Origin of the sequence: Novosphingobium sp. AAP83 (assembly GCF_001295795.1) — a bacterium.
Taxonomy (GTDB): Bacteria; Pseudomonadota; Alphaproteobacteria; order Sphingomonadales; family Sphingomonadaceae; genus Novosphingobium.
On sequence record NZ_LJHY01000022.1, the window covers coordinates 14,196 to 32,435 of the forward strand.

Below are 18,240 nucleotides of genomic sequence, written 5' to 3' on the forward strand. Positions count from 1 at the left end.
CAAAAGCGCTATATCATCTCCAGTGGCAATCGGCGATGCCGTTTTCCGGTGATCGAATAAATGGCATTGGCCAGCGCGGGAATAACCGGGGGCAGGGCGGGTTCGCCAAGCCCGGTTGGCGGAAAGTCAGTCTTGACGAATTCGACCGCAATTTCACGCGGTACGCCATCCATCCGCATCAGTGCAAAATCACCAAAGTTTTCTGCCGTCACCACGCCTGTTTCCTGCACGATCTTCTGGCCCAGCATCGCCTGACCCAATCCTTCAATCGCGGAGCCTTGCACCTGATGCCGCGCATTGATCGGATTGATCACCTGGCTGCCGATGTCGCCTGCCACCCAGACTTTATCAACCTTCACCGCGCCGTCCGCTATGGTCACGTCCACCACTTCGGCAAAATAGCCCAGATGGCTGAAATAGAACCCGAAACCGCGCCCCGTTTCGCGTCCTTTCCAGCCGGCAGACTTGCAAACGGCATCAATCACCCCGCGCGCCCTACCGGTATGGAACGGCACCCGCCCGCCCGGGATCTCGCGCGATGCTCCCAATGTGCGGCGCATCAATTCGGGCAAATCCAGTCCTGCCGCTTCTGCCACTTCATCAAGGAAGCCTTGGAACACAAACGCCATCGCGTTGGATGTCGGTGCGCGTAGCCAGCCTGTGGCAAGATTGGTCGCCATATAGCTGACGCCATAATCCACGTTTGGCACGACAGGCCCTGGAAACTCTGTTGCAGCCATCTCGGCGGCGCGGATCGGCTTGCCATCCTTGGCAAAGGTGACGAAGTGGTCTTTGAGCGCCACAATTGCGCCACTGGCATCCAGCCCTGCGCTAAACCGGTGCCAGCCTGCGGGCCGGTAAAAGTCATGGCGGAAATCGTCCGTCCGGTCATACAGCACTTTGACCGGCTTGCCCGGCAATGCCTTGGCGGCTTGTCCGGCAATCGCCATGAAATCGTGCAGCAATCGCCGACCGAACCCGCCCCCGATCCGCGTCAGGTGGATCGTCATATCTTCAGGCGCGATCCCGCAAACGCGCGCAGTTTCGGCCCTGCCATTGCCCGGTGACTGGCTTGGCGCCCACATCTCCAGCTTGCCGTCCTTGAACAGCGCGGTGCAATTTTGTGGCTCCAGCGTGGCATGGGCAAGGAAGGGATATTCGTAATCCGCTTTCACCACTTTGGCCGCATTGGCCAGCGCTGCATCGGCATCGCCTGCCTTGAACAGGCTGGTTTGCGGCGCATGGGCGAGCAGTCCTGCCGCGTCCTTCTCATATCCGGCAGTTGAAAAACCACGGACAGCGCTATCGTCCCATGTCACCGCCAGCTTCTCGCGCGCCTTGCTGGCCTTCCACCAGCTATCGGCCACGATCAGTACGGTATCGCTCTTGCCCAAAGGCACATAGCCGCTGTTGACTGCTACCACGGCGATCACGCCCGGAATTGCCTTCACCGCAGCATCATCAATCGCAACGACAGTGCCGCCGTGCGAAGGGCATTTTACCACCGCCGCATGAACAAGGCCGGGAAGGCGCATGTCTATGCCAAACAGCGGCTCACCCTTGATGATCTTGGGCACATCAACGCCTACCTTGGATTGACCGATGATCGAAAAGGCAGTCGGGTCTTTCAGTGCCACTTTGGCAAGATCGGGCGGGGTTTCCGCAGACGCCGCCTTTGCCAGTGAGGCATAAGTCAGGCTCTTGCCGCTCATTTTGTGCAGCACCGCGCCGCGTGCGGTCGATAGCGTCGCCGCATCAACGCCCCATTGCTTGGCTGCCGCCGCAATCAACATCGCACGCGCTGCCGCACCCACTTGCCGCATCGGCAGCCAGTTGCGCGGTGTAGCCGAGCTGCCGCCTGCGGTTTGGATCCCGTAAACCTTTTCGTCCGCGTCGGTCTGCTCGATGATCACCTGCTCCCAAGCGAGGTCCAGTTCCTCGGCAATCAGCATCGGCAGCATGACCTTTACGCCTTGGCCGATCTCGGGGTTCTTTGCGCCAATAGTCACGCTGTTGTCGGCATTGATCCGCACAAAGGCATTGAGCACATCGGGCTGCGCTCCAGGGGCAGATGCACCCAACACGACAGAAGCATCCAGCGTCAGCACCGCTCCGCCCGCCAGTGAGGCGACCATGAACGAACGGCGGTTCAAGATGGCAGCTTTGCTCATGCCATCTGCTCCCCGCTTGGCTGGCCCGCATCGACAATCTCCGCAGGCAGCCCGGCCGCGTGGCGGATTGCCGCCCGAATGCGCAGATAGGTGGCACAACGGCAGATGTTCCCGCTCATCCAGCCATCGATATCGTCGGCGGTCGGCTTGGGGTTTTGCTTCAGCAACGCAGTGGCCGACATGATCTGCCCCGCCTGGCAATAGCCGCATTGCGGCACGTCCAGCGCCGCCCATGCTGCGCTTACGCGCTTGCCGATGGCATTGGCGGCGATCCCCTCAATCGTTGTCACCACTTTGCCGGCTGCATCGGCAATCAGCGTCTGGCAAGACCGCACGGCTTCACCATCAAGGTGAACCGTGCACGCACCACACAGCCCTGCGCCGCAACCAAACTTGGTTCCGGGCATATCCAGATCCTCGCGCAGCACCCACAGCAAAGGCTTGTCGGTTTCGGCTTCAACCACGCGCTTGCGGCCATTTACGGTGAGGGCAATACTCATCGACCTATGTCCTTGAATGTCGGTAAGAAGTTTGACGGCTAAGGCTGATAAATGATGGTTATGCGCCAAAGCTTTAAGCGAATTTTGAACAGACAGCTCCCCTTTGGTCAAGCGCCTTGTTGATCGGTTTTGAAAGCCTGGAACCGTAACAACTTGGTGATTGATGGTCATTGCGGTTGGCGCAGACGAAACTCTGGTGTTATGCGCAAACCATGGCCTCTGCCCGCTCTGAACACAGCGTAACCGAAATGCCCTCCGCGCCCCGCCCGGGAACCTATGTGCGTGGTGCCGAAACGGTTGATGCCATTATCAAAGCGGCCTTGCGGGTTTTGATCGATGAGGGGGCAGGGGCCTTCACCATCCGCCGCATTGCTGCGGAATGCGGCATGAAAGTCGGCAACGTCAGCTACCATTTCCCCAAAAAGGAACTGCTGATCCAGACCCTGCTGGATGATATCATTGGCAACTACGATAAAGTGCTGGCCCGCACCGTGCGCCAACCGGGACTTGATGCTGCGGAACGGCTGCGCCTGATCGTGGTTCTATGCCTTGATGACATTGGCGGAAAACGTACAACCCGCCTGTTCACCGAATTGTGGGCGCTGGCCAATCACAATGAATTCGTCGCAGATCGTGTCCGCCTGTTTTATAGCAGCGTGCATAACACTATCGCGGAATATGTGGCGGAATTGAACCCCGCACTCAGCCTTGATGAAGTGCGCTCTGTCGCAATTTACATCAGCGCATCGATGGAGGGGGCAACGCCCTTCCTTGGCTATGAAAAGCCATGGGCGCACCACATGCGCGCTTTCACAGCCATCGCCGCCCATGCGTTGGTGCAGCTTGCGCAAACCATTACATCGCGCGAAATTGCGGGGCTGGCGGATCGCCCGTGATCGCTGCTGGCGAATGCTCTGTCGGCTTGATTTCTTGCAATTGCGAAAAGGAACTTGACCGAATCTGGACATGCGTCAAAACTTTGGCAATCATTCAAGGGGGCCATGATGGAGCCGGTGCGCAGCAAATTGGCGGTTATGCTTTTGGCAGGCCTCGCCGCAGTATCGCCAGCGCTTGCCGAATCAGTCGTTACAGAGGCTGAAGAGGCGACGATCAACACGCTTGAACCGCCCAAAACCGGCTGGTTCTTTGTCAAAGGCGGTTGGGGCACCGCCGGGTCAAGCATTTTCGATTCCGCCACCGGCAAGATGATTGGCATGATCGCCACTGGCCGCGATTCCGATATGGCCATCGATCCTGCGGGCAAGGTTTACTATGTTGCCGAAACGATCTGGACCAAGGGCAATCGCGGCACGCGGCAAGATCTGGTTGCGGTATACGATGCCAAAACGCTCAAGCTGCTGACAGAAATCCCCACACCGGGCCGTCTGATCATCGGCGGGTTGAAAACCAACTTCGTCCTCAGCGATGATGGCAAAACCGCTTATGATTACAATTTCGATCCGGCCTCATCGGTCAACGTGATCGATCTGGTAAAGCGCAAGTTCGTCCGCGCTATCGAATTGCCCGGCTGTGCCAACCTCATTCCCAATCCCGGCGTCGGCTTTTCCGCGCTCTGCGCTGACGGCACATTGGCGACGGTTGCGGTGAAGGGCGCTGCTCAAGAGATCACGCGCACCGAACCGTTCTTCGATGCGGCGGTCGATCCTATCTTTGCCAACTTTGCCTATGATCGCAAAAGGAAGCAGGCGGTGTTCCTGAGCTATACCGGCATGGTCCGCACCGCAGCAATCAGCGCTGCGCCCGCAGTCAGCGAGCCTTTTTCGATCCAGCAAGCCGCGGGCCTGCGTGCCGCCGATACCAAGCCATTGGACATCGCATGGTATCCTGGCGGTTCGCAACTCATGGCGCTGCACCGCCCCACGTCCACGCTCTATGTGCTGATGCATATGGGTGAATACTGGACTCACAAGCAGGGCGGGGATGAAATCTGGGCGCTCGATCTGGCCAGCAAAAAGGTCACCAAACGCATCCCGTTGAAAGACCCGGTGAACAACATCGAAATCTCGCAGGATGATGCTGCGCTGATCATGGTTACTGATCGCGACAACAATGGCAAAGTGATCGATGCCAAAACCGGCGAGGTCAAGCACACCATCGAAAATGCGGGCGGTGGCCACATCACTGTCGTGGAGCCGATGTGAGCCCGCTTGGCGCATCTGCCATTGCCATAACCGGCGGTGCGGCGGCGATAGGTGTCGGCCTCGTGTTCATCACGGCAGGCCTTGCCAAGCTGCGCAGCCGACACCTGTTTCCCGGCGTCGTTGCGAATTACCGGTTGCTGCCCGAAGTGCTCGTCGCCCCGGTTGCCTTAGCCCTGCCGTGGATGGAACTTGCCATTGGCCTTGGCCTGATGGCAGGCTTCGGTTTGTTGGCAGCACCCGCCATCGCATTGCTGCTGGCATTTGCCGCCGCCATGGCAATCAACCTTGGACGGGGCCGTGCGCACATTGATTGCGGCTGTGGTAGGACAGACTTGCGACACCCCCTCAACCGGTCGCTGGTAATCCGTAACCTAGCCCTGGCCTTGTTGCTCGTCCCCACGCTTGTCCAAACACCGCTATTTGCCTCTGCCGAATGGCTGATCGCACTGGCTGGTGGTCTGGCGCTCTATCTGATGTCGCACCTCGTCAACGCCCTTGCGGCGCTTGCCACCGGTCCACTCGCCACCATGGAAAGGAATTTGCGATGATGACCGCTCTCATCGTCAGCCAGATCATCTCGTGGCTGGTCATTTTGGGTCTGGTCCTGATGCTGCTCGCGCTCGCCCGTCAGGTCGGCGTGCTGCATATGCGGGTTGCGCCGGCAGGCGCGCTTACCGCCAGCGGGGGTGCAGCGGTCGTCGGTAGCAAAGCGCCAGCCGTTCCAGCGCAAACGCTTGATGGGAGTAACGTGATCGTTGGCGGCGAGGCCAAGTCGGTGCCGCTGCGCCTGCTCATGTTCGTCTCGGCCACATGCCCGCTGTGCAAAGGCCTGATTCCGGCAGCGCGTTCTTTCGCGAAAGACGAACGCCTCGATCTCACCTTTGTGGGCGATGACGATCCTTCGGCCCAACGCGCGATGATCGCCCAGCATGGCCTCGAAAGCTATCGCTTCATCAATGGCCCCGAAGTCGGCCAAGCCTTCGAAGTCGGGAAGTTGCCCTATGCCGTGCTGCTCGACAGCGAAGGCACGATCCTTTCGAAGGGCCTCGTCAACAGCCGTGAACATCTCGAAAGCCTTGTGATTGCGCATGAAATGGGCATCGCTTCGGTGCAGGACTATATCTCGCAGCTTAAAGTTCAGGCAGCCTGAGCGCCAAAAGATCGTGAATAGGGGGCATTTGCATGAAGACGTTTAATCCCGACGCGATTGGTGAAAAGCTGCTGCGGCGCTTTGCCGGGCGCACGTCGCGCCGCAGCATCATCTCGCGCCTCGGCGTTGCCCTTGTCGCTGCGCCGCTCTTCCCGGTCCTGCCCGTCAGCCGCGCTGAAGCCGCCAAGCCTGATCGCACGCCCGAAGCCAAGACCGCCTTTGCGCGCAACGCCCAGACCAAGGACGATACCAAATGCGATTACTGGCGCTATTGCGCGATTGATGGCTCGCTCTGCACATGTTGCGGCGGCGGGGTTCACACATGCCCTCCCGGCACCGAACCGTCACCCGTGTCCTGGGTCGGCTCGTGTATCAATCCCGAAGATGGCAAGGCCTATATGATCGCCTATCGTGATTGCTGCGGCAAGCCTTCCTGCGGCCAGTGCGGTTGCGATAACACGGACCGTGAAACGCAAGTCTATCTGCCGCAGCTTAACAATAACGTGATCTGGTGCTTCGGTACAAGCAGCATGGAATACCATTGCTCCACCGCGATCATGATCGGCGCGGCATAGGGCTCCGCAATGCGGTGGATTGTTCTTGCAGGTGTAACCGCAGCGCTCGCCGCGCTGTCGCCCACGCTTGCTGCCACAGATGAACCGCTTGCAGCAACCGTGGCGCAAGGCCTGTCTGCAATCACCGATCCCGAACTGGCCAAGGCCGATTACGTTGAACATTGCGCCGGATGCCACGGTGTGCAGGGCCTGTCCGCCCCTGCCAAGTTGCCCGAACTGCGCGGGCGGGTGGGCTATATGATGTGCACGCCTGCCACCCGCGCCTATCTCTTGCGCCTGCCCAACATCGCCAAAAGCCGGTTGAGCGATAATCAGCAATTGGCCGATATGCTGAACTTCATGGTCTTCGGCATCGGCGGGCAAAGCGTGCTGCCCGGCACCAAGCCGTTCACCGCCCACGAAGTCGGTTTCGAACGCCAGTTCGCGCTCACCTCGGCCTCGCTTGTTGCCGAACGCAAACGCCATGTGGAAACATCAATCCGGCAATGCGGTGCCCCCGCCAGCTTCCGCGACTTTTACCAGCCGCGCTGATTAGAGCCAGATGACATAAGATTGCACCGTCGTGACGGAGCCGATTTTGATCCAGCGCGAGAAACGAGGAGGGAGCCATGTTGTCGCATAGTGACCGACGAGTGACGCCGCGATGGATCAAAAGCGGCCCGCCGCTTTGCGGTTGCGTCAGGAAGCCCCCCGGACAGCGTGACGTTGCTTGTTCGGGCAACCAGCCCGACCAGCGCAACGCTCCTTGCCGGGAAGCTTCCTGACGCAATCCCGGCGGTGCAATCTTATGTCATCTGGCTCTCACGCGGCGCCAATCCGGCCGTCAGGAAATCAACCAGTCCCACCGCAATTTCCGATGGCGCTTGCGGCCCGTCAGGGCGGTGCCAGCGCGATGGGCCGTTCAGCGCGCTGGCCAAAGTCAACGCGGCAAATTTGGGGTCGCAAACAGCAATCGATCCGTCCGCCACGCCGTCTTCCACCAGTTCCTGCATCGTTGCATGGATGCGCCGTTTTAACAGCCGGATCGCCTCGCGCGCTTCGGTGGAAAGCGTTTCGTTTGCCGTGAGGATATTGCAGCGGCCAAAGTCCTCCATGTTCACTTCAGCATAGCTAATCAGAAACGCGCGCAACCGGTCGATCCCGAGGCCCAGTCCGGCGCGCGCATCGGCTGCGGCGGCCAGCAACTGGTCCATGCCGATGGTCAGGCACTCCACCAGCACTTGTTCTTTGTTGCCAAGGTAATGGTAGATCGTCGGCTTCGAAACGCCCAAACTTGCGGCCACATCATCCAGCGATGTTGCGTGATAGCCGCGCGCATTGAACATCCGCACCGCCGCCGTCAGCACAGCCATACGCTTTGCCTCGCGTTCCTCACGCCGCTCTTGCGGTGATTTGAACGGCGATTTCACGGTCACAATGTCCGTCGTCATTGCGTTTTGCCCATTGCCATTGCCAGTTTGAATAGTTGCTCGTTCTCAAACTAACGTGTTTGCTGCATTGACACTATACCCGAACCATCAATACCTACCCACGAGTAGAAAAAATCTGGTTTGATGTCGAATCGCTTTGCGGCTCGGCGGCTTTGGCTGGCATGATCAAATGCCAGACAAAAAGAATACTGCGCTGATTGCGTAACAGGAGAATGCGAATGACAACGGGCATCGGCATGGACGCCGCATTGGAAATTGCTGACCGGGTTGAGCGTTTTGTCCGCGATGTTGTCATCCCTTATGAATCCGATCCGCGCCGCGATGATCACGGTGCTCCGCTCGATGAAATGGTACACGAAATGCGCGCCCTTGCCCGCGAAGCCGGAGTGCTCACGCCGCATATCCTTCCCGACGGGCGGCACCTCAACCAGCGCGAAACCGCGGTCGTCCTCATCCGCTCGGGTCTTTCGCCGCTCGGTATGCTGGCCTGCAACACGCAAGCGCCTGACGAAGGCAACATGTACCTCCTCGGCAAAGTGGGCAGCCCAGAACTCAAGGATCGCTTTCTCAAGCAACTCGTTTCGGGCGAATCCCGCTCTGCTTTCTTCATGACCGAACCTGCCAGCGAAGGCGGCGCCGGGTCTGATCCTTCGATGATGCAAACCATCTGCAAGCGCGATGGCAACCACTGGGTGATCAATGGCCGCAAGGCCTTCATCACCGGTGCCAAGGGTGCGAAAGTCGGCATCATCATGGCCAAGGATGAACAGGGCGGGGCCTGCATGTTCCTCGTTGATTTGCCCGATCCTGCGATCCGTATCGAACGCGTGCCTAATACCATCGATAGCAACATGCCAGGCAGCCATGCCGTCATCGCCATTGAAAACTTGCGCGTACCGGCAGACCAGATGCTGGGCGAACCCGGAGAAGGCTTCAAGTATGCGCAAATCCGCCTTAGCCCTGCGCGCCTGTCGCACTGCATGCGCTGGCTTGGCGGCTGCATCCGCTCGCAGGAAATCGCCACGGATTATGTGTGCAAGCGCATGGCCTTTGGCAAACACCTGATCGACCACGAAGGCGTTGGCTTCATGCTCGCCGAAAACATGATCGATCTCAAGCAGGCTGAACTGATGATCGATTGGTGCGCCGACGTGCTGGATACCGGCTCATTGGGCACGGTCGAAAGCTCGATGGCCAAAGTCGCTGTGTCCGAAGCCTTGATGCGGGTGGCCGATAAGTGCGTGCAGGTCATGGGCGGCACCGGCGTTACTTCGGATACCATCGTTGAACAGATGTTCCGCGAAGTGCGCGCCTTCCGCATCTATGATGGCCCCACTGAAGTCCATAAGTGGAGCCTTGCCAAGAAGATCCGCCGAGATTGGCGGCATGCGCAAGAGGTGACGGCATGAGCACTACTGCACAGGACGCCAATGCCGGGACCACGCCGGTGCGCGAAGGCTACAGCTTCGATGAAGCCGCCCTTTCCGCCTGGATGACGCAGCACGTCGAAGATTTTGCCGGGCCGCTCAGCGTCGAACAGTTCAAGGGCGGGCAGTCCAACCCCACCTATAAGCTGATCACGCCCGCCCGCAGCTATGTTCTGCGGCGCAAACCGCCGGGGCAGATCCTCAAAGGCGCGCACGCGGTTGAGCGCGAGGCGCAAGTCCTCACTGCGCTCGGCGCTGCGGGTTTTCCTGTCGCCAAGGTCTATGGCCTGTGCACCGATGATGCCGTGCTTGGCAGTTGGTTCTACGTCATGGAAATGGTCGAGGGCCGCATTTTCTGGAACGCTTCCTTCCCGGAAGTGTCGCGTGAAGATCGCCCTGCCTATTTTGATGCGATGAACGCAACCATCGCGCAGTTGCACGCGATTGATCCCGTCGCCGTTGGTTTGGGCGATTATGGCAAGCCCGGTAATTACTTCGCCCGTCAGGTCGGGCGCTGGTCACGCCAGTACCTCGAAGATGAATTGGCCGGGCGTGATCCGAACATGGATGCGCTGGTCGAATGGCTGCCGACCGCCATTCCCGAAGGCGATGAAACCAGCGTGGTCCACGGCGATTTCCGCTGCGACAACATGATTTTCCATCCCACCGAACCACGGGTCATCGCCGTGCTGGATTGGGAACTGTCAACGCTTGGCCATCCCTTGGCCGATTTTGCATATCACGCGATGATGTACCACATGCCGCCTAACATCGTTGCTGGCCTTGAAGGCGTTGATTTTGCTGCGCTCAACATTCCGCCCGAAGCGGAATATGTGGCCGCCTATTGCCGCCGCACCGGGCGTGAAAGCATCGCCTCATGGGATTTTTATGTTGCGTTCAATTATTTCCGGCTCGCCGCGATCTTTCATGGAATCAAAGGGCGGTATCTGCGCGGAACGGCGGCATCGGCCAGCGCCAAGGATCGCGCAGAGGCATTTCCCGTGCTCGCACGGCTCGCCCGTGAAGCCATGGAGCGTTGCCGGTAGAACCGCTGTCGGTTCGGGACTGCCGCAGCGCGGAACTGGTCGGGTTTGGAATGTTTAAACCGCGTCCATTCGGGTTCGGTCCATCCGGCCTATGGTTAATTTTGGCCTGTTGCGATTTCGACTAATGAACGCTTACCAAATCCGAATCATTCCACGATTTGCCCGCCGCTGCTCGCTCTGCATACTGTTCCATTGAACTGATTTCTGTGCTTTTTGCCAGTTGCGCCAAAATGAACGAATTTGGTAAAAAAATTTAACTAGAGCTGTTGTTGCATCGCAACTTGATATGTTTCTCTAACTGTCAGAACTGTAAGTATTTTGCGCAGAGCCTCACGACATGGCTCTTTTTATCGCACAAGGTTTGTTCATAAGCGGTGCATTCTTAGCTTTTGCTTGGCCATTGTGACGCTAAGCACGTGGGTGGTTGCTAACAAACCGGCATGCAACGGCCAATTGCTCGTGCAGATCGGACAGGACAAGGATTGAGGCTGTCGTCATGCAAACATCAGCAAGGTCGCTCGACGAAGTCTATGATTGCCTGAAGCTTGCCTTGGACGAGCTTGATATCCATGGTCAGGCCATGGCTGCCTTGCATCTTGCCATGGCGGTTGATTGTCTCAAAGACAGCATCACCGGAACCGCAAGCGATGAACAGTGGCAACAAGCAGATCATCCCCGATTGCGCTTGGTCGCGTCTTCTTAAGCTCTCGCTGAAAATGAAAAAGCGGGAGCGTTCAAGCCCCCGCTTTGCGGGCTAACGATTGCCGCCGATAAAATCGCCCAATTCGCCAAGGACCGATCCTTCGCCCCGGTTTTGCCCGCCGCGTGATCCTGCTGCTGCCAGCATCCGTCCGGCAAGGCGCGAGAAGGGGAGGGACTGGATCCATACTTTTCCCGGACCACGCAGCCGCGCGAAAAACAACCCTTCGCCGCCAAAGAGTACGCTGCGCACGCCCCCTGCCGTCACCAGATCAAAGTCCACCGATGGCGTATAGGCCGCAAGGCACCCCGTATCCACGTGCAGCTCCTCGCCCGCGCGCAATTCCCGCTCCACCACCGTGCCGCCCATCTGCACGAACACCCAGCCATCGCCTTCCAGCTTCTGCATGATAAAGCCTTCACCGCCGAATAATCCCGTCAGCACTTTGCGTTGAAACGCCACGCCGATCGAAACCCCGCGCGCCGCCGCAAGGAAGCTGTCTTTCTGGCAGATCAAGGTGCCGCCCATGTCCGAAAGCTTGACCGGCAGGATCGCGCCAGGGGTGGGCGATGCAAAGGCGACGCGCGCCTTGCCGTGTCCATTATGCGTGAATACGGTGGTGAACAGGCTTTCCCCTGTCACCAAACGCTTACCCGCGCCCAGCAGCTTGCCCATGAAGCCGCCGCCGCTATCGCCGCTGCCATCGCCAAACACGGTGGTCATGTCCACCGTCGCGTCTTTCCAAACCAGCGCTCCAGCTTCGGCCACCGCGCTTTCGCCCGGGTCAAGTTCGATTTCAAGGAACTGCAATTCCTGCCCTTTGATTTCAAAGTCGATATCATCGGCAATACTGGCACTGCGGTGGTGCGCCCACGGACTGTTAGACATGGCAAACGTCTCCCTAGAAATGCAACTGCCAACATAAGCGCAACCTGCGCCAATGCGAGCGTTCATATCTGGTATTCGTCGATGCCGGTATGTCGCTCGTCTTGGAAACCACACTGTCAAACGCTTCACAGCGCTCTAAACCAGTGTTGGGATGGCAAGCCTAACTGCGCAAAGCTGCAAAATAGAATTCGGAATAACTGCGCGCCCAACTTTCGGTTTCTTCGCGGTTAAACGCTTTCACGTTGCCCAAAAACCGTACGTGCCCGATCAGACCTTCCAGCCAGAACCGTGCAGCCAGCGAAACATCGTGAATAACAAGGACTTTATCCACAACCGCTTGGCGCAGTTCCATTTCGATATGGACCAAGGATTCCTCATACATGGCATGGCGATAATTGACCTCGTCCTTGCCGAATTCCTGATCGCACCAGTCAACCAGACGCTCCATCATCACGCCATCGGGCGAGATCAGGATTTCGACCACCGCAGCGGCCCGTTTGCAAAAGCTGTCGACCAGAGGAAGGCCGTCGCCGATCGCCATAATAGACATGCGGCGCTGATCCACTTTGAATTTCAGAAGGGCTGCAAGGAACTCTGCCTTGCCGGGAAAGCGATTGTAAATCGTTACTTTGCCGATGCGGGCGTGCCGCGCAACTCTATCATAGGTAAAATGTTCAAAGCCATGGGCAGCAAGAACCTCCCAGCCGGCCTCCAATATGCGCTCAGGCAAGCGCTGCGCTTCTTCAAGCGAAGGCCGTCCGCGCCGGCCGCTAATTTCTGCCGCTCTAGTAAGAGCGCCATCATCAATGGATGGTGATGCCGCTTCCTTGGGCAGAGTTTGGTTGAATGGCTCGTTGATCGTCACGGGCGGCTTCCTGATTGCCGTCGCGCGCGCATGCCTGCCATTGCTCTGCATGTTGCACCGGGCACGACATTTCGAGCCCCTCGCAATAGGCCTGCCAAAAGCGGCGGCCCGCATCCGATAACCAGCGCATCTTTCCCACTTCCTCGCCTTAAGGGCGTATTGTGGTTTGAGTTTGCCTTAGTATCGGGACAAGTCAATATACTATAAATTAGACGAAAACGGCTCATTCGCTCGGCTCCTGCGCCTGCCAGCCAAGGCCAAGCGCCTTTTCAACCGCCACGAAAGCCGTCGCCAGCTCGGCCTGTGAAGCGGCAGCCGCCATGGCCATTTGCAAGGATTGCCGCTCTGCGTTGAGCGTTTCAGTCCGGCCGATTGTCCCGGCAGCAAGCCGCTGCTGCTGTAATTGAACGTTTTTCTCCGCGCGCTGCGTGGCGTCAACGTGGCGTGCAAAGGCCACACGCGATGCGCCAAACCGCGCCAACGAACCCTCGGCATCTTGCAATGCAACGAGCACCGTTTGCTGATAAGTCGCTTCGGCTTCGGCGAATGCGCCCTTGGCCACATCCACCTGACGCGCGGCGCGGCCGCCATCAAAAATCGACCAATTAAGCCGGGGCAGGGCCAGTCCGACAATATTGCCCGGATCAAACACATCGCCAATGTTCTGTCCGCCAAGGCCCAGAATGCCAAGGAAGCTGATCTTGGGGAATCTGTTGGCGATCTGCACTCCCACATCGGCATTGGCAGCGGCCAGTTGCCGTTCTGCCGCGCGAATGTCTGGCCGGTTGCGCAACAGTGTGGCCGGATCGCCCACCGACACGTTTTCCGGGGGCAGCGGCACGGGCAGCGGCGATTGCAGCAAGACATCAAGCGCGCCCGGCTCTTTGCCGGTCAGAACCGAAAGCTGATCGATCAGCACAACGATTTCCGCGCCAGTCTTGGCCAACTCGGCTTCACTTGCAAACATCTGAGCTTCTGCGGCGTTCACAGGTTGGGCAGAGGCCGTGCCCGCTTGCAACCGCTCACGCGCAAGACTGGTCAGCACACTATCAATCCTGACCTGCCGACCTTGCAAGGTCTGCATCGCCTGCCGCGCGCGCAGCCCCACATAGGTCCGCGCGATTTCGGCAGAAAGGGTAACCCGCGCATCCGCAACGCTTGCTTCCGAAGCTTGTGCCCGCGCCGTCGCGGCCTCCACTTTACGCCGCTGGCCACCGAACAGGTCGATTTCCCACGCGGCATCAAAACCAAGGTTAAAGGCGTTGATCTCATTGCGCCCGCCATTGCTGCCGCCCAGCAGGTCGCCGGGCACATTGATGTAGGGTGCAGAAAGCGATGTGTTGATCGCCGGAAGCGCCGCGGTCTTGCTGGCCGCCAGCGAAGCGCGCGATTGGGCAACACGCGCATTGGCCGTCAGCAGCGTTGGCGAGCTGATGAGCGCATCGTTGATCAATTGGCTCAAGACCGGATCGCTCAAGCTTTCCCACCAGCGCGCGGCAGGGGCCTGCGCCATCGCGCCTGCCGCTCTTAGAAAGCGGTTCCTTGCGGCGGCTTGCGGGGCTGCATCGGGCGCGGCTGTATAGTTAGGGCCAACAGTTGTGCAGCCAGCGAGCAAACACGCGATCAGTGCCGTCCGGGCAGCAGCGCGGGTGAATTGGATACCGGTCATCAGTGCGCAGCCTTCGCATGGTAGCCCTTGGGAAGCGGGCGTAGAAACAGGACGAGCGGGACGACCGCCAGACAAGCAATCGTCAATGCCATGAAGTCATCGTTAAACGCCATGACCAGAGCATCGCGCGTGATCATCCCGTCCAGCGTGCGCATGGCAGCGGCGATTCCATCCGGCCCCCCGCCAAATGTCGCCGCTTGCTGGTTGACCCAGTCTTGCATTGTCGCATCATTGGCGCTCAACGCGCTATGGATGGTCCACCTGTGAAATTCGGTCCGTCCGTCCTGCAATGTGGCAAGGATCGCAAGGCCGATCGACCCGCCAAGGTTGCGCCCTGCATTGAACAAACCCGAAGCATCGCCCGCATCTTCGATGGGGACAGAGCTAATCGCGGCCTGATTGAGGAACATCATGCAAAACACGGTGCCAAGCCCGCGCAACAACTGCGTTAACACAAAATCGTCACCGCGCGCCTGAGCGGTCAGTGTCACATCCAGATAGCACGAAAATGCCAGCAGGATCATGCCAGTTCCTACGATCACGCGAAGGTCGACGCGCGATATCAGAAGCGGAAAAAGCGGCATCATCATCATCGCCGGAATCCCGGAAAGGAAGACGATTTTTCCGGCTTGCAGGGCGTTATAATCGGCCACACCAGCCAGAAACTGCGGGATTACATAAGCCGTGCCGAACATTACGCTGCCCAGTACCAGGGCAAGGGCGAACACTGCCGCGAACTCGCGTCTGCGCAACAAAGCCAGCTTTATAACAGGACGTTTGGCGTAAATCTGGCCGAGACCGATCAGGACAAATCCCAGCAGGGTCATTGCCGAAAGCTTCAGGATATAGGCAGATTCAAACCATTCCTCGCGATGCCCTTCTTCCAGAACCACGGTCATTCCACCAAGGCCCAGCACCATGCCGGTCACGCCCAGCCAATCGGCATTGACCAGCTCATCAAGTTTCATTTTGCTCTTGGGCAAGCCCAGCATAAGCAGGGTGATCAAGATGGCGCAGATCGGTACGTTGATGAAGAAGGCATAGTGCCAGCTGAAGTTTTCGGTCAACCATCCTCCGGCCAGCGGCCCCATCACCGGCCCCATGATCACCGTCAATCCGAAGATCGCCGTGCCGATCGGTTGTTGTGATTTTGGCAGGCGCGTTGCGATGATGGTCATGGCCGTGGGGATCATCGCGCCACCGGTGAAGCCTTGGCCCACCCGTCCGATAATCATCAGCGTCAGCGATGTCGAAATCCCGCAGACAATCGAAAAAAAGGTGAACAGCAGCGCTGCGATAATCAGGAAGCGGCGCAAACCGAACACGCGCTCCATCCAACCGGTCAGCGGTATGATGATGATTTCCGCCACCAGATAAGAGGTCGCCAGCCATGTTCCTTCTGTCGAAGACGCGCCAATCTCGCCTTGGATCGTTGGCAGCGAGGCGTTGACAATCGAAATGTCGAGCGTCGCCATCAACGATCCGATGGCCCCTGCCGCAACGCCCAGCCATGCCGATGCGCTGGCCTTTTCGGGTTGCGCAGGCCGGGGCGGCAAAGCGTCCATGCTGGCTGTGTGAGCCGTGCTCACTTGGCCACCTGTTCCTGTTCCTTGCGGATCGCATCAAGCGCAGGCTTGGCTGATCGCGTATCAACCTCCACCTGCAACGAAAGGCCTGGCACCAGCACCTTGCGTGATTCAGGCCCGGCATTCAGACGGATACGCACCGGCACGCGCTGGACAATCTTGGTGAAGTTGCCGGTCGCATTTTGTGGCGGGATCATCGAAAAATTGGCCCCGGTTCCCGGCGTGATGCTTTCTACCGTGCCATGGAAATCCACATCGGGCAGAGCATCCACTTTGATCGTCACCGGTTGTCCCGGGCGCATCAGGCCGATCTGGGTTTCCTTGAAGTTCGCCTCAACATACAGCGCTTGCGTCGGCACAATCGTCATCAATCGCTGGCCGGGCAGAACATACTGGCCCACCCGCACGGTCGAATTGCCGACGCGGCCTGCCAAAGGTGCGATGATACGCGTTGTTCCCAGATCATTGCCCGCAGCATCGCGCTGCGCCTGCGCAGCCTTGATTTGCGCCGCTGATTGCCCTGCTTGCGCCCGCGCTGTCACCACACGATCGCTTGCGGCTGATACCATCGCCTGCTTGGCCGACACGTCGGCAACGGCCTTGTCCCTGTTGGCAAGCAATTGGTCCAGCATCTGCCGAGGTTCCGCGCCGCTCGCTACCAAAGGCCTGAACCGCGAGACTTCGCCGGTAAGGTAGGTCAGATCGCGCTGGCTTGCTGCCAGCGCTGCTCGCGCTTGGGCCACAGCAGATTGCGCTTCGTTAATCGAAGCCAGCGTTGCTGCCTCGGTTGCCCGCGCTACCTCCACTTGGGCGCTGGCTTGCGCAAGCCGCGTTGAAAAGTCGCTTTGATCAATCTGCACCAGCAGCCCACCTGCGGGCACGGTTTGATTTTCGCCAATCGGTACGGCGCGAACATAGCCTGCCAGCTTCGAACTCACCGCCACGCCATCGGCTTTCACATAAGCGTCATCGGTTTCCTGTATGAAACGTCCAACAGTTTGATAGCCGTAAAGGGAGTAGGCCCCATAGGCCGCGCCGAGGGCCAAGGCACTCAAAACAACCCGTCCTATCAAACTTTTGCGTCCGTCGCCTGCATCGGAGGAGGATAGTGTTTCGGTGGAGGCAGCCATAAAATATCCCGTCACGCCTTAAATTGAACGAAATCGTTTCGTTGCATTTTGCCACTTGGTTCTTTCGTGGCGTTTTGACAAGTGCAGAAATCGCCAAATACGAAGCAAAAAATGCACTTCAACGGTAAAAGTGCCCGTATTTCCGAAACTTTTGCCGCCGCCTGAGCTTTACCCTTAAGGGTGCCTAATGGTCCGTTCACCCATGGATTTGATAGTAACCGCGCTATTGATCGAGTTAGTCAATCAAAGAGGGCGGAATTGCTCATTGGAAAAATCGATTCCAATGCACTACCTCTCCATCACACCAAGTTTCCCAACCGACCAATCAAAGGATTTGAACTTATGTCGATCGTCGGAACCAAGCTGCTTCCGTTCCAGGCCACTGCCTACCATCAAGGCGCATTCGTTGACGTTAGCGATGCAGACGTGGTCGGCAAGTGGGGCGTGTTCTTCTTCTACCCAGCCGACTTCACTTTCGTGTGCCCGACCGAACTCGAAGACCTCGCCAACATCTATGGCGAACTTCAGGGCCTCGGTGTCGAAGTGTACTCGGTGTCGACCGACACACACTTCAGCCACAAGGCGTGGCACGATAGCTCGCCAGCCGTTGGCAAGATCAATTATTACATGCTGGGTGATCAGAACCACACGATCTCGAACAACTTCGGCATTCTGCGCGAAGGCGTAGGCCTTGCTGATCGCGGCACTTTCGTGACCGATCCCGATGGCACGATCCAGCTCGTTGAAATCACGCCAGAAGGCGTGGGCCGCAACGCAGCCGAACTGCTCCGCAAGATCAAGGCTGCCAAGTTCTGGCGTGAAAATCCAGGTCAGGTTTGCCCAGCAAAGTGGGAAGAAGGCGGCGAAACGCTGGCACCTTCGTTCGACCTCGTCGGCAAGATCTGATCTGGAAGGGAAGGGGCGGGCCTCGTGGGGCCAAC

18 protein-coding genes are annotated in these 18,240 nt (G+C 58.5%); 10 read left to right on the top strand and 8 right to left on the bottom strand.

All coding sequences use genetic code 11. The annotated features are described in order from the left end of the window. Positions 1 to 8: 8 nt before the first annotated feature. Positions 9 to 2,171 (bottom strand): xanthine dehydrogenase family protein molybdopterin-binding subunit, encoded by a 2,163-nt coding sequence (locus IP81_RS11720; protein ID WP_054108192.1) that lies wholly within the window; start codon positions 2,169 to 2,171, stop codon positions 9 to 11. Further along, positions 2,168 to 2,671, bottom strand: coding sequence for a (2Fe-2S)-binding protein (locus IP81_RS11725; RefSeq protein WP_054108193.1), 504 nt, complete (start codon positions 2,669 to 2,671; stop codon positions 2,168 to 2,170). The genes IP81_RS11720 and IP81_RS11725 overlap by 4 nt, the downstream gene beginning before the upstream one ends. 212 nt (positions 2,672 to 2,883) lie before the next feature. Here IP81_RS11725 and IP81_RS11730 point away from each other — a divergent pair, with 212 nt between their 5' ends. The 6 genes from IP81_RS11730 to IP81_RS11755 all read left to right on the top strand — a co-directional run bounded on the left by IP81_RS11730 (position 2,884) and on the right by IP81_RS11755 (position 7,089). After that, on the top strand, positions 2,884 to 3,567 hold the full coding sequence (locus IP81_RS11730; protein WP_231626503.1) for a TetR/AcrR family transcriptional regulator: 684 nt from the start codon (positions 2,884 to 2,886) through the stop codon (positions 3,565 to 3,567). Positions 3,568 to 3,672: 105 nt separating this feature from the next. Then, complete coding sequence (locus tag IP81_RS11735; RefSeq protein ID WP_054108194.1) at positions 3,673 to 4,833, top strand: amine dehydrogenase large subunit; 1,161 nt, start codon at positions 3,673 to 3,675, stop codon at positions 4,831 to 4,833. Next, positions 4,830 to 5,381 (top strand): MauE/DoxX family redox-associated membrane protein, encoded by a 552-nt coding sequence (locus IP81_RS11740; RefSeq protein ID WP_054108195.1) that lies wholly within the window; start codon positions 4,830 to 4,832, stop codon positions 5,379 to 5,381. The genes IP81_RS11735 and IP81_RS11740 overlap by 4 nt, the downstream gene beginning before the upstream one ends. After that, a complete protein-coding gene (locus IP81_RS11745) occupies positions 5,378 to 5,983 on the top strand; it encodes a redoxin domain-containing protein (RefSeq protein WP_054108196.1) in 606 nt (201 codons plus the stop codon). The genes IP81_RS11740 and IP81_RS11745 overlap by 4 nt, the downstream gene beginning before the upstream one ends. Positions 5,984 to 6,015: 32 nt before the next feature. Further along, the gene (locus tag IP81_RS11750; RefSeq protein ID WP_054108197.1) at positions 6,016 to 6,558 is read left to right on the top strand and encodes a methylamine dehydrogenase light chain; all 543 of its coding nucleotides are present in this window, start codon (positions 6,016 to 6,018) and stop codon (positions 6,556 to 6,558) included. 9 nt (positions 6,559 to 6,567) lie between these two features. Beyond that, on the top strand, positions 6,568 to 7,089 hold the full coding sequence (locus IP81_RS11755) for a cytochrome C (RefSeq protein ID WP_082356123.1): 522 nt from the start codon (positions 6,568 to 6,570) through the stop codon (positions 7,087 to 7,089). A 254-nt stretch (positions 7,090 to 7,343) separates the two neighbouring features. Here the strand turns inward: IP81_RS11755 and IP81_RS11760 are convergent, their stop codons facing one another. Further along, positions 7,344 to 7,988, bottom strand: a complete 645-nt coding sequence (locus tag IP81_RS11760; protein ID WP_054108198.1) for a TetR/AcrR family transcriptional regulator — start codon at positions 7,986 to 7,988, stop codon at positions 7,344 to 7,346. A 218-nt stretch (positions 7,989 to 8,206) separates the two neighbouring features. On the opposite strand from IP81_RS11760, the gene IP81_RS11765 reads away from it, so the two are divergent. The 3 genes from IP81_RS11765 to IP81_RS11775 all read left to right on the top strand — a co-directional run bounded on the left by IP81_RS11765 (position 8,207) and on the right by IP81_RS11775 (position 11,164). Continuing rightward, a complete protein-coding gene (locus IP81_RS11765; RefSeq protein ID WP_082356124.1) occupies positions 8,207 to 9,397 on the top strand; it encodes an acyl-CoA dehydrogenase family protein in 1,191 nt (396 codons plus the stop codon). Next, complete coding sequence (locus IP81_RS11770) at positions 9,394 to 10,461, top strand: phosphotransferase (protein WP_054108200.1); 1,068 nt, start codon at positions 9,394 to 9,396, stop codon at positions 10,459 to 10,461. Before IP81_RS11765 ends, IP81_RS11770 begins: the two co-directional genes overlap by 4 nt. A 496-nt stretch (positions 10,462 to 10,957) precedes the next feature. Beyond that, on the top strand, positions 10,958 to 11,164 hold the full coding sequence (locus tag IP81_RS11775; RefSeq protein WP_054108201.1) for a hypothetical protein: 207 nt from the start codon (positions 10,958 to 10,960) through the stop codon (positions 11,162 to 11,164). 51 nt (positions 11,165 to 11,215) lie between these two features. Here the strand turns inward: IP81_RS11775 and IP81_RS11780 are convergent, their stop codons facing one another. The 5 genes from IP81_RS11780 to IP81_RS11800 all read right to left on the bottom strand — a co-directional run bounded on the left by IP81_RS11780 (position 11,216) and on the right by IP81_RS11800 (position 17,224). Further along, entirely contained in the window at positions 11,216 to 12,049 is an 834-nt protein-coding gene (locus IP81_RS11780) for a TIGR00266 family protein (RefSeq protein ID WP_054108202.1), read from the bottom strand. 160 nt (positions 12,050 to 12,209) lie between these two features. Further along, complete coding sequence (locus IP81_RS11785) at positions 12,210 to 12,914, bottom strand: TetR/AcrR family transcriptional regulator (RefSeq protein ID WP_231626522.1); 705 nt, start codon at positions 12,912 to 12,914, stop codon at positions 12,210 to 12,212. Positions 12,915 to 13,137: 223 nt separating this feature from the next. Then, positions 13,138 to 14,583 (bottom strand): efflux transporter outer membrane subunit, encoded by a 1,446-nt coding sequence (locus IP81_RS11790; protein ID WP_082356125.1) that lies wholly within the window; start codon positions 14,581 to 14,583, stop codon positions 13,138 to 13,140. Next, entirely contained in the window at positions 14,583 to 16,148 is a 1,566-nt protein-coding gene (locus tag IP81_RS11795) for a DHA2 family efflux MFS transporter permease subunit (protein WP_054108520.1), read from the bottom strand. Before IP81_RS11795 ends, IP81_RS11790 begins: the two co-directional genes overlap by 1 nt. A 20-nt stretch (positions 16,149 to 16,168) precedes the next feature. Beyond that, a complete protein-coding gene (locus tag IP81_RS11800) occupies positions 16,169 to 17,224 on the bottom strand; it encodes an HlyD family secretion protein (RefSeq protein WP_231626525.1) in 1,056 nt (351 codons plus the stop codon). A 417-nt stretch (positions 17,225 to 17,641) separates the two neighbouring features. Here IP81_RS11800 and ahpC point away from each other — a divergent pair, with 417 nt between their 5' ends. Further along, positions 17,642 to 18,205 (top strand): alkyl hydroperoxide reductase subunit C, encoded by a 564-nt coding sequence (ahpC, locus tag IP81_RS11805; RefSeq protein WP_054108205.1) that lies wholly within the window; start codon positions 17,642 to 17,644, stop codon positions 18,203 to 18,205. Positions 18,206 to 18,240 lie beyond the last annotated feature (35 nt).

Bases quoted from the DNA above. Each gene is read 5' to 3' on its own strand.
- IP81_RS11720 (WP_054108192.1), bottom strand. From the start codon at position 2,171: ATGAGCAAAGCTGCCATCTTGAACCGCCGTTCGTTCATGGTCGCCTCA.
- IP81_RS11725 (WP_054108193.1), bottom strand. From the start codon at position 2,671: ATGAGTATTGCCCTCACCGTAAATGGCCGCAAGCGCGTGGTTGAAGCC.
- IP81_RS11730 (WP_231626503.1), top strand. From the start codon at position 2,884: ATGGCCTCTGCCCGCTCTGAACACAGCGTAACCGAAATGCCCTCCGCG.
- IP81_RS11735 (WP_054108194.1), top strand. From the start codon at position 3,673: ATGATGGAGCCGGTGCGCAGCAAATTGGCGGTTATGCTTTTGGCAGGC.
- IP81_RS11745 (WP_054108196.1), top strand. From the start codon at position 5,378: ATGATGACCGCTCTCATCGTCAGCCAGATCATCTCGTGGCTGGTCATT.
- IP81_RS11750 (WP_054108197.1), top strand. From the start codon at position 6,016: ATGAAGACGTTTAATCCCGACGCGATTGGTGAAAAGCTGCTGCGGCGC.
- IP81_RS11755 (WP_082356123.1), top strand. From the start codon at position 6,568: ATGCGGTGGATTGTTCTTGCAGGTGTAACCGCAGCGCTCGCCGCGCTG.
- IP81_RS11760 (WP_054108198.1), bottom strand. From the start codon at position 7,988: ATGACGACGGACATTGTGACCGTGAAATCGCCGTTCAAATCACCGCAA.
- IP81_RS11765 (WP_082356124.1), top strand. From the start codon at position 8,207: ATGACAACGGGCATCGGCATGGACGCCGCATTGGAAATTGCTGACCGG.
- IP81_RS11770 (WP_054108200.1), top strand. From the start codon at position 9,394: ATGAGCACTACTGCACAGGACGCCAATGCCGGGACCACGCCGGTGCGC.
- IP81_RS11775 (WP_054108201.1), top strand. From the start codon at position 10,958: ATGCAAACATCAGCAAGGTCGCTCGACGAAGTCTATGATTGCCTGAAG.
- IP81_RS11780 (WP_054108202.1), bottom strand. From the start codon at position 12,049: ATGTCTAACAGTCCGTGGGCGCACCACCGCAGTGCCAGTATTGCCGAT.
- IP81_RS11790 (WP_082356125.1), bottom strand. From the start codon at position 14,583: ATGACCGGTATCCAATTCACCCGCGCTGCTGCCCGGACGGCACTGATC.
- IP81_RS11795 (WP_054108520.1), bottom strand. From the start codon at position 16,148: ATGGACGCTTTGCCGCCCCGGCCTGCGCAACCCGAAAAGGCCAGCGCA.
- ahpC (WP_054108205.1), top strand. From the start codon at position 17,642: ATGTCGATCGTCGGAACCAAGCTGCTTCCGTTCCAGGCCACTGCCTAC.